Below are 15573 nucleotides of genomic sequence, written 5' to 3'. Positions count from 1 at the left end.
GCGCCGGCCGCTCTTGTTTTGCGTGCCGGAACTAAAGGTGGTACCGCGAAGTCAGCCCTTCGTCCTTTATAGGACGGAGGGTTTTTTGATTTCCCGGAAACAAAGGAGGAAGAAGACATGGAACAGAACGGCCAGCAGGAAACGTCTCTGCCGACAAAGTACGATCCGCAGGCAATCGAGCAGGGCAGGTATGAGTGGTGGGTCAACGGTAAATTCTTCGAGGCGCAGCCGGAAAGCGGCAAGGAACCATACACGATCGTGATTCCGCCGCCGAACGTCACGGGCAAGCTCCACCTCGGCCACGCCTGGGATACGACTCTCCAGGATATCCTGATCCGCATGAAGCGCATGCAGGGCTATGACGCTCTTTGGCTTCCGGGGATGGACCACGCCGGGATTGCGACACAGGCGAAGGTTGAAGGGAAGCTAAAAGAAGAGGGCAAGAGCCGCTATGACCTCGGCCGCGAGAAATTCCTTGAAGAGTCGTGGAAATGGAAAGAGGAATATGCCGGACATATCCGCCAGCAATGGTCAAAACTTGGCCTTGGCCTGGACTATTCACGTGAGCGCTTCACACTTGATGAGGGGCTTTCGGAAGCGGTTCGCACCGTTTTCGTCAAGCTCTATGAGAAGGGTCTGATCTACCGCGGTGAGTACATTATCAACTGGGATCCGCAGACGAAAACAGCGCTCTCCGACATCGAAGTCATCTATAAGGACGTACAGGGTGCCTTCTATCATATGCGCTACCCGCTCGCAGATGGCACGGGGTCGATCGAAATCGCGACGACCCGTCCGGAGACGATGCTCGGGGATACCGCAGTTGCCGTTCACCCGGAAGATGAGCGCTACAAGCACCTGATCGGCAAAACGGTCAAACTGCCGATCGTCGGGCGCGAAATCCCGATCGTCGCCGATGACTATGTCGAGATGGACTTCGGTAGCGGCGCGGTGAAGATCACACCGGCCCATGACCCGAACGACTTTGAAATCGGCAATCGCCACAACCTGGAGCGCTTCCTTGTCATGAATGAAGATGGCTCGATGAACGAGCGCGCAGGCAAGTACCAGGGCATGGACCGCTTTGAGTGCCGCAAGGAGATTGTGAAGGATCTTCAGGAAATGGGTGTGTTGTTCGAAATCGAGGAACACATGCACTCGGTCGGACACTCGGAGCGGAGCGGCGCGGTTGTCGAGCCGTATCTGTCCACGCAGTGGTTCGTCAAGATGGAGCCGCTCGCTGAGGCCGCAGTCGAGCTGCAGAAGGGCGAGGAAAAAGTAAACTTCGTTCCGGAGCGCTTCGAGAAAACGTACCTGAACTGGATGGAGAACATCCGCGACTGGTGCATCTCCCGCCAGCTCTGGTGGGGCCACCAGATCCCGGCCTGGTACCACAAGGAAACGGGTGAAATCCACGTCGGCATGGAAGCACCGGCAGATGCGGAAAACTGGAAGCAGGACGAAGACGTCCTCGACACATGGTTCTCCTCCGCTCTCTGGCCGTTCTCCACGCTGAACTGGCCGGATGAGGACAACGAACTGTTCAAGCGCTATTATCCGACGGACGCGCTTGTGACCGGCTATGACATCATCTTCTTCTGGGTGTCCCGGATGATCTTCCAGGGACTTGAATTCACCGGCAAGCGCCCGTTCGATGACGTGCTGATTCACGGACTTGTCCGCGCAGAAGACGGCCGCAAAATGTCCAAGTCGCTCGGCAACGGCGTCGATCCGATGGATGTCATCGATCAGTACGGCGCGGATTCGCTGCGCTACTTCCTCGCAACAGGCTCATCGCCTGGGCAAGACCTTCGCTTCTCAAACGAGAAAGTGGAATCCGTCTGGAACTTCGCGAACAAAATCTGGAACGCGTCCCGGTTTGCATTGATGAACATGGATGGGCTGAAGTTTGAGGAGATCGACCTGTCGGGCGAAAAGTCCGCGGCGGATGCGTGGATTCTCACACGCCTGAACGAAACGATCGAGACAGTCACGAAGCTTGCAGACAAGTACGAGTTCGGCGAAGTCGGCCGCGCGCTGTATAACTTCATCTGGGATGACTTCTGCGACTGGTACATCGAGATGGCGAAACTGCCGCTGTACGGGGAAGACGAAGCGGCGAAGAAGACGACCCGCTCGATCCTCGCCTACGTTCTCGACAACACGATGCGCCTGCTCCACCCGTTCATGCCGTTCATCACGGAAGAAATCTGGCAGAGCCTGCCGCACGAAGGCGAGTCGATCGTCGCCGCCAAATGGCCGGTTGCCGATCCGGCGCTGTCCGACGAACAGCGCGCAGGCGACATGAAGACGCTCATGGATGTCATCAAGGCAGTCCGCAACATCCGCGCCGAAGTGAATACGCCGATGAGCAAGAAAGTCGCACTCGCAATCCGCACGCACGATGACACGACACAGGCCGCGCTGGAAAACAACCGCGCGTACCTAGAGCGCTTCTGCAACCCGGAGACGCTTGAAATCAGCCGCGACCTGACGGCACCGGACAAATCCATGTCCGCCGTCGTCACGGGTGCCGAGCTCTTCATGCCGCTCGAAGGCCTCATCAACATTGAGGAAGAGTTGGCACGGCTTCAGAAGGAACTGGGCAAGTGGCAGGGCGAGCTGAAACGCGTCGAAGGCAAACTCTCCAACGAACGCTTCATCTCCAAAGCCCCAGAAGCCGTCGTCGAAGAAGAACGCGCCAAACAAAAGGACTACCAGGATAAATACGACTCCGTCCAAAAACGCATCGCGGAGCTGAAAGAGATCTGAATATGAATAAGGACCCCCGCCGGCTTGAGCTGGCGGGGGTTTTGGGTGGATGGGGCGTGGTGATGAGGGGATAGTGTACTTTCACGAGGGGATAGTGTACTTTCGCGGCATGATTGTGTACTTTCGGGAATGAATGGTGTACTTTCCCGCGTTCTAAGTGTACTTTCGACATTCTGAGTCGCCTGAAAATCAATTTTGATCCGCGTTCGTGACGTCAAAATTCAAAGATGGAACCACCTATTCCCAAGGGAGCTTGGTCATGCTAAGCTCAAGAAAAACTAGGGAAACGGGTGAGAAAAGTAAGTATACAGGAAACCTTGTTGATGGAATTTGCTCTCCAGCAGGCAGTGGACAGGCTCCCGCCCGGAGATTTGACCCGCGCAGATAAAGAGCAGTCCTTAAGTAACCTCCGTGCAGGTGTTTCAGGGGAAAAACGGATCTTTGAAACAGTCTGCTCTGTCATGCTTCCAGATGGTGTGGTTCTGATTCAAAATCTGGCGCTGCCCCTATTGGGTGGTATGCAGTTCCAGATGGATCTCGTTATCGTGGCAAAAAGCGGAATCCTGCTGATTGAATCTAAGCAGATTGCCGGCAGGCTCCGTTTTCATCCAGTTCCGGCCGAATTGCGTAAAGTGGATGAGAACGGAGAAATCCAAATTGTCTATGACTGTCCGTTGGCCCAGTTGGCTGATCAGAAGGAGAATCTTCTTCAATGGCTCAGGATGGAAGGCTATCGTGTTCCGGTACTGGGAGCCGTGGTCTTTGCCAACAACCCGATCATTGAGGAAATTGGACAGGATGCCCCTGTATACAAAATAAGGGAAGTACGAAATCTGGTTAGGCGACATCTGGAGAGAAAATCAGTTATCAATGACGAAGATGTCATGGCCATTTCGGAAACCATGAGAGAGCACGCACAGTCTTACTTGCCGTTTCCGCTCCAGCATCCCAATCGCTCTGCTTATTTCACCGGACCGATTTGTCGTCATTGCAGGAAACCATTGAAAAAGCAATCAAAGCGGACATGGTATTGCGATATTTGTTTGCTGTCGGATGGCGATCCTTACCTCGTGACTTTGTTGGCATGGTTTATTCTCATCCGGAAAACGATCAGCCCTCGGGAAGTGATGAACCTTTTCGATCTAAAAGCCCATAAAAGCGTCAGAAACCTGATGATGCAATTGCCATTTGAGAAAATCGGCTCCGGCAAGACGATTGGATATCAGGCAGACTATGCGCTGCTTGTAAATACCGAAGCAGTGATCCAGCTGATCGGGGAATGGCTGGCATCAGAAGAGTGAAGGAGACTGTCTGACCACAGCGAATTGCGAAAGTACACGATGCGGTGTTGAAAGTACACTAAGCGGCAACGAAAGTACACTAAACCAAGCCGAAAGTACATCAAGCGCTCCCCAAAGTACACATATCTTACGACCGACACCCCCCCGCACCCAAAAATCCCCCGGCCTGCCCGCCGGGGGATTAGTCATTCAACTTCATTTTAATGTGCTGCATGAGGACGTCGGCGATGTCGACGTCGCTTGTTTCGTATAGTGATCGGGCACCGACGGGGTCTTCGATCTCGTTGAGGAGAAAGCCGCCGTCGGGGAGGAGCAGGAAGTCGACGCCGATGTAGTCACTTTTCAGGGCGCGGGTGATGCGCTGGGCGGCCCGGACCATGTCGGCCGATGGCATGTGCGGGTCGACGCGGCCGCCGAGAGTGAAGTTGGACTTGAATCCGGAGCTGCCGGTGCGTTTGACAGCACCGGCGAGTTCGTTGCCGACCATGTACAGGCGGACATCAGCGGCGCCGGATTCAATAAAGGGCTGGCCGATGATGCGGCGGTCCATGAAGCGGGTGAAGAACCAGCCGGCTTCCATTTCGTCGAGGACGCGGGCGACTTCGACACCGCCGTGGCCGTCGACGGTTTTCAGAACCGCCGGATAGGTATCCAGCTCGTCCGGGCTTTCGACAAGGCGGCTCGGGACTGCAGGAATCCCGAGGAAAGTCGCCAGCTGATAGGTGGCGAACTTGTCGTTGGCGATCTGATTGATCTGCGCCCGGTTGAAAATCCGGTGGCCGGCATTCTCAAGTTCCCGGGCGAGTTTCGCGTTGCGTTCCCGGAAGATGATGAAGTCAGCGTCCGCCGAAAGGTCGTCAGGATACATCGAAAGGGTGAGGACAAGGCCCGTTCGCTCGGCTGCCAGCTTCAGGAGCTTGATGAAGCTGACATTGCGGGCTGCCTCATCGGGACGGTAATAGACGATGCCATGCTTCATGGCAATTTCTCCAGTATGTATTCGATCATCGCGTCCGCCACATTGATGCCGGTCACGTTATAGATGTTCCGGATGTGCGCCGCTGCATTGACTTCGCACACAAGCGGTCCGTCCTGTCCGAACAGGAGGTCGACGCCGGCGAATTCCGCTCCCACTGCCCGTGCGGCTTCCAGGGCAAGATGCTGCTGATTTTCCGTAAGCTCGATCGGCTCCGCAACGCCGCCATTCGTGATGTTCGCCCGGAAGTCTGTTTCGGAGTGCCGGTACATCGCTGCGACAATCCGGCCGCCGACCGTGTTCACCCTGATATCACGGCCCCGGCTTGATGCGATAAATTCCTGGAAGACGAAGTCGACACCGCGCAGTGACTCCACCTTTTCAAAAAACGCCTCTTCGGTTTCGATCAGGTACACCTTGGCGCCAAACGAGCCATGGCCTTCCTTGATGATCATCGGCAACCCGAAATCAGCGAGGACACGCTCGAAATAGCCGGTCTCCGCGATGGAGAAGGCGGGGTAGACCTTCGGCGCAATGACTGTCCGCGGCATCGGGATCCCTTCCGCCGCGAGCCGGATGTATTGCTTGGCCTTATTGTCGCATGTCTCGATCACTTCCGGATCATTGAACACCGGAATGCCGGACGCTTTCAGCCAGGTGGCCAGCAGAATGTCTTTGTCCAGGAACACGACAAACGAAGGCTTTGAACCGATGCCCCGCTGCAGATCCATCATGACCTCATAGTTTTTCCGGACCTCGGCACGGACGCCAGCACGCTCCGCCGCTTCGGCGACAAGCCTCGCCTGGTCCGCAAATTTATCCGATATGAGGCTTCCATTGTAAATGACCCAACAACTCTTCATCGCTCTTCCTCCACTTGAACCGCGCTCTACGCTAAAATGAATTCATCACAAGTTTACCACACGGAGGAGACGGCATTGATTCCAAAACTGGATTTCTACCAAAAGAAGCACGAACTGATGAGCGCGGATGAGATCCGTCCCGGGTTGGAGGCGATGGAGCGAGCGCTCGCTCGACTCAACAACCCCGAAAAGCATCTGCGCTATATCCATGTGGCCGGGACGAACGGCAAGGGATCGACGGTGGCGTTTATGGACTCGATCGCCCGTGCGCACGGACTGCGGACCGGCTCTTTCACCTCTCCCGCGATGACCGACCTTCATGACCAGATCCGTATTGACGGACGGCCGATCACAGAAAATGAGGCCGACGGGGCATTTGCCGAAATGAAAAAAGCGGGAATTTCGGGCCTGCTGACGGATTTCGAACTGCTCACAGCAGCGGCATTTCTCGTCTTCAAGAACCATCAGCCGGATCTCATTTTTCTGGAAGCCGGCATGGGCGGGCGATTTGACAGCACGAATGTCATCGTACCGGAAGCGTCCGTCATCACATCGATTGCACTTGACCACACGGGATTCCTAGGCAACTCAATTAAAGAGATCGCCTGGCACAAGGCAGGAATCCTTAAGCCGGGTAAACCGGGAATCATCGGTCCGCTCGAGCCGGAAGCGATCGAAAAGGTCAAACAAGCCGCTAAAGAAGCGGCTGCGCCACTCTTTATTTATAGAAAAGATTTCAACGCAATCCCGGGAATCACTCCAGGCCTCTCAGGCCCTCATCAGAAGGTCAATCTCGCACTTGCAGTGGAGGCGCTGAAGGCGGCAGGGGTCGAACTCGATGCAGTTAAACTCAAGAAAGGAGCGGAAACCGCTTTTCTTCCAGGAAGATTTGAACAGATCCGGCCGGGAGTTTACCTGGACGGTGCCCACAATCCGGCAGCTGCGGAAGTCCTCGTCCGGACAATCAGGGACAGATTCGGCAAGGAAGCGAAAGTCCATTTCATGGTGGGGATGCTTTCGAATAAAGATTTCCGCAGTGTGATCCGGATTCTTGAGCCGGTCGCACAGTCGTTTTCATTTATAGATTTTAATCATTCGGGAGCGGCGCCTGCTGAACTGCTTGCCGCCTCTACAGATTTCCCGTCAACTCAAGTGGACATCCGCCGGATCCGGCAGGGCAGATGGACCCATGACGCTTCCCCCATGATCGTGACCGGCTCCCTATACCTGCTCTCGGAACTCCGTCCACACTTCCTATAATTTTTTGAAAATTTGAAGACATAGATTCTAGGATTTGGTAAAGTGTAGATTAGTGGCATGAAACGTGGAGGAGGGATGGGATGGTCCGCATCGGTAAGCCAGTGCGGCTGGCAGTGATTATCGCCTGGCTCCTTGTCGTTCCGGCGGGATTCGTGTGGCTCTGGTACACCAGGGAACCGCTGGATTCCGTTAGCTTGTCAGTCCTTTTTACAGCGACACTGCTTGCGATGGCGGCCGTTTACTTTCCGGTCACCCGGAACGGGATTCCGCTTTCTCTTGTCGGCTGGCTGACCCTTCCGGCATTTTTTCTCGGGGGGATTTTCGCGGAAGCGGCCATGATGCAGATCGCTGTCCTGGCTGCAATCCCGGGCAACAAAAAAAGCCCGGATCCTCTCCATCGGTTTTTCTTTAATTCGCTGATGTTTTTCGTCCTGTCTGTCGTGTCCGGTGCCGCTTTTTATGCTGCAGGAGGCGTCACTAAAGGCATCGGCTTAACCGAACTCGTCCTGCCGGCAGCCGCTTATCTTACTGTCCATACGATGGGGAATATCGGCTTTATCCATCTGTACCAGAAGCTGATCGGAAACCCGTACCCGTTCCGCATCAGGCTGATCAGGCAAGACCTGATCGCGGCTCTTGTCGTGTTTCCCTATGCGCTGTCGGCGTACTATCTGTATCTTTCGATCGGAGCGGCCAGCCTGCCAATCCTCGCTATCCCGTTTTTCAGCTTTATCTTGCTGATGCGGCTGTATGATACGACGGAGCGGGTCAATGAGATGCTTGCCCAAGCCGCCGAACTCGGTCACGGGATGTCAGGAAAGCTGACACAGCCGGAAGTGCTGGACCTGTTCGTCCGGAAAATTCCGGAGCTCGTGCCCGTGGATTTTCTTAATATCTATGACATCAGGAACGGACGGGTCGAACCGCTGAAGCTGATGGAAAACGGGGAGATGCTCGTCAACATCACCCGCAGTAAAGGCGAAGACACGGGCATCGGTTCCATGGTCTATCATTCCAGGAAGGGCCGGCTGTTCGGAAGCCGGGAGGAATGGGAAGTTTTTTCGGACGGGTCCGTTCATCCCGATGCGGAAAGCCTGATCGGTGTGCATATCGTCCGAAATAAAACGGTGGAAGGCGTTCTGACGGTAAAGTCAAAGCGGCCATACGCCTATGAAGAACATCATCTGCGGGTGCTGGAACTGCTTGGTTCGTATTTGGCAGTGGCGCTTGAAAAGTCCCGTCATGTGCAAAAGACCGTCCGGGAAAGTGAACGCTGTGCGCTCACGGGTCTGTACAATTACCGTTACATGGAGACAGCGCTGCACCGGTATGTGGATCAGGTGAAACGCCGGGAGTCGGAAACACTTTCCTGTGTCATGCTTGATATCGATCATTTCAAGAAGATCAACGACATTCATGGGCATCAGGGCGGAAACACTGTGCTGTCAGAATTTGCACGGCTTCTGCAGCAGCGTTCTGACCCTTCATGGACAGTCAGCCGTTACGGCGGTGAGGAATTTGTCATCCTGATGCCGGGGGTGAGCAAGGAGAAGGCAATTACTTTTTCGGAAGCGTTCCGCAGAGAGGTCGAAGACCATGCCTTCACTGTAGATCCGGATGGTGATGCCGGACCTGCTTTGATCCCGGTCACCGTCAGCATCGGAGTCGCCGCAGCGCCGGCGGATGGCGATAGTGCCATGGGACTGATCCGGAATGCCGACCGCGCGCTCTACACTGGGGCCAAGCAGGTCGGACGCAATAAAGTGGCCGCTTATACGGGGTAAAACGGGGGAGTGAACACAATGCAAATCGGAAAGGGGGAGCGGATTTCACTGCCGTTGGCCTGGCTGGTGATCGTGCCCGGAGGGATGGCTATGCTCTTGCGGTTTGGCGATGGTATCGACGATTGGCTCGCGTATGTCATCATGGCGGGCGCGGCAATCGCCACCGGGCTTTTTCCGCTGGAATTCAGAAACATCTCAGTATCGTTCCAGCAGTGGCTGCTGATTGCTATCTTTCTCAGATTCGGCGCCGGCGCGGAGGTGCTGGCTTCACAGCTGGTCGTGCTCGCTTCCGTCCTTTTCTCCAAGTCGGCCCTGCCGCCGGTCCACCGGTTCGTCATCAATTCTCTGATTTTCTTCGTATCTTCCGTCTTTGCGGCGGGTGTTTTCTTTCTGGCGGGAGGGATGACCGGCAGTTCGTCTGTTTCGCATGTGATCGGCTTTGGGCTGCTTTACACGGTCGCCCATCTCGCGGCCAATCACCTTTGCCTCTATGCGGATTCGAAATGGTTCGGCAGGCCATACCACTTCCGTTCGAGGGAGACCCTCTGGGACGGAGCATCCCTTCTTGTCATTTTCCCGTTCGGGGTCGCCGCCTATTTCATGGAGCGGACATTCGGCCCGACAGGTCTGATTCCGATCCTGATCCCGTTCTTTATCGCTCTCGTGTTCGCAGGCCGGTATAACACGAGTGAAGGAGTGAACCGGAGACTCGAGTCCGCTTCGAAAACAGGCTATGAACTCGCGGGCAGGCTCAACAGCGAGGAGCTGATCCGTCTGTTCATTCACAGGATCCGTCAGACGCAGGGAGCGGACGTGGTCTACCTGATCGAATCGTCCGAAGGCCGGCTTCTCGCCACGAACGCCTGGGAATCGGATACGTTGACGAAAAATCCGCGACACCTTCTGTTTGCCGACAAAGACAGGAACGGCTTCGGCTGGATCAGGCCTTCTGTCTATGGTACTGTCCGGGAATGGAAAAAGGAGCTTCCATTCAGTATGCCTGAGGGGATCGAAAGTGTGATGATCGCCCCTCTTCTGAACGAAGAAGAGCTTTCAGGATATGTAGTGACAGGAGCTTACAGGCGCCACCTGTTCACCCGTGAAGACGTCCAGATTTTCGATCTTCTCTGCACCCACTTCACCGTATCGCTGGAAAAGGTGAGGTATGTCGAGAACGCCGCGTCGCACAGTGAGCGCTGCCCGCTGACCGGGCTGCACAACTACAGGTGGTTCGAACGTGAGCTCGACAGACGGGTGCGTAACGTGAACGGCGGCGTGCTCAGCCGGCTTTCCCTCATCATTCTGGACATCGACCATTTCAAGCGGCTGAACGATACATACGGTCACCAGAGCGGCAATGACATACTCGTCAGTCTTGCAGCCATCCTTGAAAAAGAAACCCATGGAAAGGGAGAAGTCGCCAGATTCGGCGGAGAAGAATTCGTCATCCTGCTACCGGGGTGGTGGAAGGAAGAAGCTGTGGCCTTCGCGGAACGGCTCCGGAAATACATCGATGACTCTGTATTTGAAATCCGGCCGGACCTCGGCGCGGAGCGGAAAAAGGAATTCGTCGGCATCACCGCAAGTTTCGGCGTCGCCAATGTACCGGAAGACACGGACGAGCCGATGGACCTCCTGAGAAATGCCGATCGGGCACTTTATGTCGGCGGAAAACAATCCGGCAGAAATAAGGTCGGTGTATACCAGGGATGACTAGACCGGGAAACCGGTCTTTTGTTGTGTCAAAACTCCGACACTAGGGAAAAGGAAAATGACAACAACTGTCGAATGCAGGATAATGAAGGTAGATTGATAGAGTTTGGGAGGGCGGAGGATGAAGAAACAGGCTATAGAGAGGAACGAGAAAGGTCTAACGCTTGTTGAAGTCCTTGCAGCTCTGGTGATCATAGCGATAATCATATTGGGGATTAGCGCATTTTTCTCAACCTCAGTGAAAACAACAGACACAACTGAAAAATTACTGGATGCTTCTTATGTGAATCAGCGATTTATGGAGGAAGTCTATAGAGTCACAGAATCTCAGGAACATGGGGCATGGGAAACGGAACTATTAAATGCAGGGTGGGAGAAACCGGGTAATCAGGAACGATATCTGAAAGATTCATCCGGCTATTATATCGAGTTAACTGTTTCAGAATCTGCCGCCGGCAGTTCTCTCTACAATATACTGATGAAAGTTTATGAAGACAGCACTTATACGAAGTTAGTTTCACAAATGGAAACCAGGAGACAGGGCTAATGAAAATGAAGCGGCTGAGAAGTGAGAATGGTGTTACTCTGGTGGAACTGCTGGCTGCTTTGGTGCTGATTTCCCTTGTGGTTCTTTTGATTAACAGCGTGTTCTTATTTACACAGAACAGTGCAGGCTCCATTTCCAAAGAGAGCGATGTTCAGCAGGACATGCTGTTGGCGATGAAAATGATGACGAGAGACATCCGTTCAGCGGATCAACCAAAAGTGATTGTGGTCGGGGGCAGGAAGGAGTTGGTCATCAATGAGACCGAAACGTATCGCTTTAAGAATGGTGAACTGCTAAAAAACCAAACTCCTGTTGCCGCTAATCTTGAATCATTCGATGTCTGTCATCCGCCTGTTGGAATGTTTTATCCGGATAAGGAACTAAAGTGTGATCGAAATCCGGATTCCGATACAGAGTTGGACACTGAACGTATTATCATCATTTTGGAAGGACCCGATAACCGCTCCGGCAACCATCGGATTCTTACAACAGAAATCATTGTGAGAAATGTTAATGATGAGGAGACATTGCCATGAAACATCTGAATAACAAAGGCTATGCCCTCCTGCTGGTTCTCCTTTTTGTGATGGTGATGGCTATTACGATGGCTGCACTCTCCATCAAAATGACAAATAACCTGAAGCAAAGTGATCAGGAGCAGAATTCAGTGAGTGCTTTTTATATTGCGGAAGGTGGAGCCGCAGAAGTCATGCATCAGGTGGAAGATTTGGTGTATCAGGTTGCTAAAACAGAAAAAAAACAGACAAGTTACTTTGCCGAACTGGAGAAAGCCATCGTCAGAGATTACAGTATTTCATCCTTTACACCCTTTAACGGTGAAAATCCAACCGCTCTTGTGAAAGTCAGTAAAGTCAACAATGAAATTCCCAGACAGTACCGGATTGAATCGACCGGGAAAATCGGAAATCGGGAACGGTCGGTTTCCGGCGTTTTTGTTGTCAGCATTGAAGAAGGCCAGGGAATCCAGCTCCCGCCGGGGCAAAGCATTTATTCCAGATCCCGTATTAAGCTGACTGGCGGGGCGAGTGTGGTCGGTGATCTGGTCGTAAACAATACTTCCAGAGAAAGTGTCAGTGTTGATGGCGGAGCCAGTATCGACGGAGACATCAAGGTTCCTTTTGGTGCACAGGAACCCATTCTGGATGCTCCAGATTGGTGGAACGACTTCCCTGAGGTTTCGCAGCTAAGAGACATGCCTGAATACCATTTGCCGGAATTCCCGGCATTTCCGAATCTTCCATTGGCGGCTGACAAGGTTGAGGGCGATCAATATAACACACATGAGGTTGTCAAAAATGGAGACCTCAGAATCAACAGCTGGATTGTTGAGGATTACACGTATCCGTTAACCAAAAACATCCGATTTAATGACATTATTCTCGGATCCAATTCCACTGTTACATTCGATATTGGCGATCGGGATATCTCGATAGTGGCAAACAATATTACCGGCAGCGGACATATCGATATAAGAGGCAGCGGAACCCTAACCATTTATCTTAAGGGAACAATCTCTTTGAATCAGGGTTCATTTAATCGGTCCAACCGGGCCGAAAGCATTATGTATATTGCCCCTTCCTCCAGACCGAACCAACCCAAAGAAATCAAGTTATCAAGCAACCTGAGAATGAATACGGCCTTTTATGCAGCAGATGCCAACTTCACACTCTCGGGAGGTGCATCCCTGTACGGACTATTGGTAACCGGCGGAAACCGGGTCGAAATCAGCGGAGGAGTAGCTGCAACCAGCAGTCAGGGAAGCAACCTGATTTATGCCCCTCATGCAGAGGTCAAACTTACGGGTGGAGGAAATCTGTATGGTTCGGTCATTTCACGTTATTTCGAGGCAAACGGCGGAACCAGAATTGAAAGCAAGACCCATATTGTCGATGATCACCCGATATTCTCCGGCGGTTCAAATACAGAAGCGCTTCCGGATTTAAAAAGTACAGGGTTGCGGGAAGTTCAAAATTAAGAAAGGAGGCCCGACATGCTGGATTATATCTTTCTCTTGGTTGCCGCGATCATCATTTTCCCTGTCCTCTACTACCTGATGACCAGGGGGAAGGCGGGAAAAGCGATGGTCATCATGGCGGCGGCGGGGTTTGTCATTGCGCTTGCCGGTATCTATATACAGAACCATTTTGCGTTCTATTATTCCGCGCTCGCGATGATCGGCCTGTCATTTGCCGCGGCGGTACTGATCGCCAACCGGCTGCCGGGCGAGACAGTCACGGAAGACGTACCGGATGAGCTTTCCGAGCCAATCCGGCTGGAAGACGAGCGGCTTGCCACAGATGACGATGAAATCGACGTCACTCCAGAAGACGTACGGGCCGGAATCTTGACGGAGGACTCTGACACGATCGAACCGGAAGGCTACCGAGAAATTGTCCTTCCCGGCACGGCAGATATCGAACACCCGCCCGAAGATCTTCAAATGGATCATTCAGTTGGTACCGAAATAGAAGACGGTGAACTTGAAGTTCTGACCGACCTCGATACGCCGGAGGTTAACCTTGTTCCGGAAAAAGTCGAAGAGGCGGTATCACCGGATCCGGTTGGAGATGAGGATTATCTGGAACCGATCGATCTGTCTGACGAGCCGGCGACGGAGGAATCCGTTCAAACGGAACCGGCCTTCGTAGATGAGGAAGACGATCTGCTTGATGACGGGGACCTGGAGTCCTGGCTGGAAGCCCGCCCGGTTCCTGAACCGGCAGATGACCGGGTTGAAGAGCCGGAAATGGTCCGGGAAGAAGATCCGTTCGGGCTTTTGACTGAAGATGACTGGATTGTGGAGGAGGAGAAAGGCGATGGAAAATAAGAAGATCCTGAATGTACTGATCGGCGTCCTTCTCTCCACTTTTTTCTTCTACCTGTTTGCCTCCGGCGGGTCACTGCTTGCCGGCAATCTGCTCTTTCCGTCAAAGGACTTTGGCGAGAATACATATATCGGTCCATATGATGTATCTGACTACAAGGAAGCGGAAACCACGAAAGTGCTAAACGAAGGGGTCACCGATCTGCAGAGCAGGTTTGATGTAGAAATCCGGTATCTCGATAGTTCCTTTAAACTGCCGGAGGAAGCGGTGGAGTATGATGTGTCCGGCACAATCAATGAAGCCGACAGCGGGCAGGAAAATCCTCTGCTTGTGCGTGTGAAAGATGGGGCGATCCAGACACTGCTCGAGCAGAACCTTGGCGAGCTGGATCTCACTGATGAAGAAATCAGTGCCATTTCAGATGGTATTGAGCGGAGGCTCCGTAATGGCACGATGCCAGCGAATGTACAGATTTCGGACTTTCTGGATGCCGGACGCAAAGCAGGCGAGACAGTCAGTGCTTCTGCCCTATTTGATGGCCAGCCAATGACGGAAGGGCTCATCAATGGACTGGGTGCATTGAACGGTGTTGAAATTGCCGGCGGATCGACTGTTTCATTCCTCCAGCTCATGGAATCGCTTGAAACCGGATCGCTTACAAAAGACGAGATGACGAGGATTGCCTCACTTCTTTATGCGGCAGTTCTGAACACGAACTTTGTCATTGACGAGCGGTCCATCAGCAACCGGCTTCCGGACGGAATTCCGCTTGGATTCGAGGCGGCAGTCGACCCTGCAACCGGAACCGACCTGATGTTCACCAATCCGAACGGCGCAACATTCACCCTCGCAACCGAAGTGAATGGAGATACGGCAACACTCAGCCTTCTCGGCCTGCCGTTCCTCTACGAATACAGTACTTCCGTGACCGGAACGGAATCGTTTGAACCCCGGCTGATCAAGCAGTTCAGCGAGAACGTGACGACGGTTGCACCGAGGATCGAGGAACAGGGGGAAGACGGCATCCGGGCGACGGTTCTGAAAACCGTCATGGATGAATCCATTGAGATGTCCATGGAAGAAATCTCGACAGACTTCTATCCGCCCGTCCATCGTATTGAAGTCCATCGCCTGAAACCGGAAGAACAGCCGGAAGAAAATGCCGATAACGGAGCAAATGGCAACACGTCCGGGGGAACAGGTGCTGGCGGCAATACGAATGACACCGGCAACAACGGCAGCGGGAATTCCGGGTCTTCAAATTACTCAGGCACGAACAATGGAAATAACTCGGACTCAGGTAACAGTGGTTCATCCGGCAACAACAGCGGAGGCTCCGGCAACAGCGGAAACACGGGTTCAGGCAGCGGATCAGGCCAAGGCAATGGCTCAAGTTCCGGCGGAAATTCCGGTATGGGCAACAACGACGGCAATGGAAGCTCGGGTGGCTCCGGCGGCAATAAAGATGACATCCAATATGACAAGGGCGGCAACCCGATCAAGCCTTGAGC

At 53.5% G+C, this 15573-nt stretch carries 12 protein-coding genes and 1 other annotated feature (1 of these 13 cut by a window edge); of the genes, 10 read left to right on the top strand and 2 right to left on the bottom strand.

Annotation, left to right across the window (positions count from 1 at the left end; translation table 11 throughout):
• Positions 1-70: a binding site (T-box leader), on the top strand (it extends 154 nt beyond the left edge of the window).
• A gap of 47 nt (positions 71-117) precedes the next feature.
• Complete coding sequence (locus BMX91_RS06975; protein ID WP_092051430.1) at positions 118-2772, top strand: valine--tRNA ligase; 2655 nt, start codon at positions 118-120, stop codon at positions 2770-2772.
• Positions 2773-3095: 323 nt separating this feature from the next.
• Positions 3096-4073, top strand: a complete 978-nt coding sequence (locus BMX91_RS06970) for a nuclease-related domain-containing protein (protein WP_092051426.1) — start codon at positions 3096-3098, stop codon at positions 4071-4073.
• Between the two features lie 181 nt (positions 4074-4254).
• Here the strand turns inward: BMX91_RS06970 and BMX91_RS06965 are convergent, their stop codons facing one another.
• Together BMX91_RS06965 and BMX91_RS06960 are read right to left on the bottom strand one after the other, a co-directional pair.
• Positions 4255-5052 carry an ATP-grasp domain-containing protein gene (locus BMX91_RS06965; protein ID WP_092051422.1) on the bottom strand — a complete coding sequence of 266 codons (798 nt, stop codon included), beginning with the start codon at positions 5050-5052 and terminating at the stop codon, positions 4255-4257.
• Entirely contained in the window at positions 5049-5912 is an 864-nt protein-coding gene (locus tag BMX91_RS06960) for an ATP-grasp domain-containing protein (protein ID WP_092051420.1), read from the bottom strand. Before BMX91_RS06960 ends, BMX91_RS06965 begins: the two co-directional genes overlap by 4 nt.
• 75 nt (positions 5913-5987) lie before the next feature.
• Here BMX91_RS06960 and BMX91_RS06955 point away from each other — a divergent pair, with 75 nt between their 5' ends.
• The 8 genes from BMX91_RS06955 (at position 5988) to BMX91_RS06920 (ending at position 15571) form a co-directional block, all read left to right on the top strand.
• The gene (locus tag BMX91_RS06955) at positions 5988-7172 is read left to right on the top strand and encodes a bifunctional folylpolyglutamate synthase/dihydrofolate synthase (RefSeq protein ID WP_177168308.1); all 1185 of its coding nucleotides are present in this window, start codon (positions 5988-5990) and stop codon (positions 7170-7172) included.
• Between the two features lie 80 nt (positions 7173-7252).
• Positions 7253-8956, top strand: a complete 1704-nt coding sequence (locus tag BMX91_RS06950) for a GGDEF domain-containing protein (RefSeq protein ID WP_092051414.1) — start codon at positions 7253-7255, stop codon at positions 8954-8956.
• A gap of 18 nt (positions 8957-8974) precedes the next feature.
• The gene (locus BMX91_RS06945; protein ID WP_092051412.1) at positions 8975-10669 is read left to right on the top strand and encodes a GGDEF domain-containing protein; all 1695 of its coding nucleotides are present in this window, start codon (positions 8975-8977) and stop codon (positions 10667-10669) included.
• 121 nt (positions 10670-10790) lie between these two features.
• A complete protein-coding gene (locus BMX91_RS06940) occupies positions 10791-11216 on the top strand; it encodes a prepilin-type N-terminal cleavage/methylation domain-containing protein (protein WP_092051409.1) in 426 nt (141 codons plus the stop codon).
• The gene (locus BMX91_RS06935) at positions 11216-11752 is read left to right on the top strand and encodes a prepilin-type N-terminal cleavage/methylation domain-containing protein (RefSeq protein ID WP_092051406.1); all 537 of its coding nucleotides are present in this window, start codon (positions 11216-11218) and stop codon (positions 11750-11752) included. The genes BMX91_RS06940 and BMX91_RS06935 overlap by 1 nt, the downstream gene beginning before the upstream one ends.
• The gene (locus BMX91_RS06930) at positions 11749-13212 is read left to right on the top strand and encodes a DUF7305 domain-containing protein (RefSeq protein ID WP_092051403.1); all 1464 of its coding nucleotides are present in this window, start codon (positions 11749-11751) and stop codon (positions 13210-13212) included. The genes BMX91_RS06935 and BMX91_RS06930 overlap by 4 nt, the downstream gene beginning before the upstream one ends.
• 15 nt (positions 13213-13227) lie before the next feature.
• On the top strand, positions 13228-14064 hold the full coding sequence (locus tag BMX91_RS06925) for an ABC transporter permease (RefSeq protein ID WP_092051401.1): 837 nt from the start codon (positions 13228-13230) through the stop codon (positions 14062-14064).
• Positions 14054-15571: a VanW family protein gene (locus BMX91_RS06920; protein ID WP_177168307.1), complete on the top strand. Its 1518-nt coding sequence runs from the start codon at positions 14054-14056 to the stop codon at positions 15569-15571. Before BMX91_RS06925 ends, BMX91_RS06920 begins: the two co-directional genes overlap by 11 nt.
• Positions 15572-15573: the final 2 nt, after the last annotated feature.

Source organism: Bhargavaea ginsengi, from assembly GCF_900109165.1.
In the GTDB taxonomy this organism is placed as follows: domain Bacteria; phylum Bacillota; class Bacilli; order Bacillales_A; family Planococcaceae; genus Bhargavaea; species Bhargavaea ginsengi.
This window is presented reverse-complemented; position numbering and strand designations above follow the sequence as displayed.

Coding starts and splice junctions, on each gene's coding strand:
- BMX91_RS06965 (WP_092051422.1), bottom strand. CDS start 5,052: ATGAAGCATGGCATCGTCTATTACCGTCCCGATGAGGCAGCCCGCAAT.
- BMX91_RS06945 (WP_092051412.1), top strand. CDS start 8,975: ATGCAAATCGGAAAGGGGGAGCGGATTTCACTGCCGTTGGCCTGGCTG.
- BMX91_RS06920 (WP_177168307.1), top strand. CDS start 14,054: ATGGAAAATAAGAAGATCCTGAATGTACTGATCGGCGTCCTTCTCTCC.
- BMX91_RS06935 (WP_092051406.1), top strand. CDS start 11,216: ATGAAAATGAAGCGGCTGAGAAGTGAGAATGGTGTTACTCTGGTGGAA.
- BMX91_RS06960 (WP_092051420.1), bottom strand. CDS start 5,912: ATGAAGAGTTGTTGGGTCATTTACAATGGAAGCCTCATATCGGATAAA.
- BMX91_RS06950 (WP_092051414.1), top strand. CDS start 7,253: ATGGTCCGCATCGGTAAGCCAGTGCGGCTGGCAGTGATTATCGCCTGG.
- BMX91_RS06975 (WP_092051430.1), top strand. CDS start 118: ATGGAACAGAACGGCCAGCAGGAAACGTCTCTGCCGACAAAGTACGAT.
- BMX91_RS06970 (WP_092051426.1), top strand. CDS start 3,096: ATGGAATTTGCTCTCCAGCAGGCAGTGGACAGGCTCCCGCCCGGAGAT.
- BMX91_RS06930 (WP_092051403.1), top strand. CDS start 11,749: ATGAAACATCTGAATAACAAAGGCTATGCCCTCCTGCTGGTTCTCCTT.
- BMX91_RS06940 (WP_092051409.1), top strand. CDS start 10,791: ATGAAGAAACAGGCTATAGAGAGGAACGAGAAAGGTCTAACGCTTGTT.
- BMX91_RS06925 (WP_092051401.1), top strand. CDS start 13,228: ATGCTGGATTATATCTTTCTCTTGGTTGCCGCGATCATCATTTTCCCT.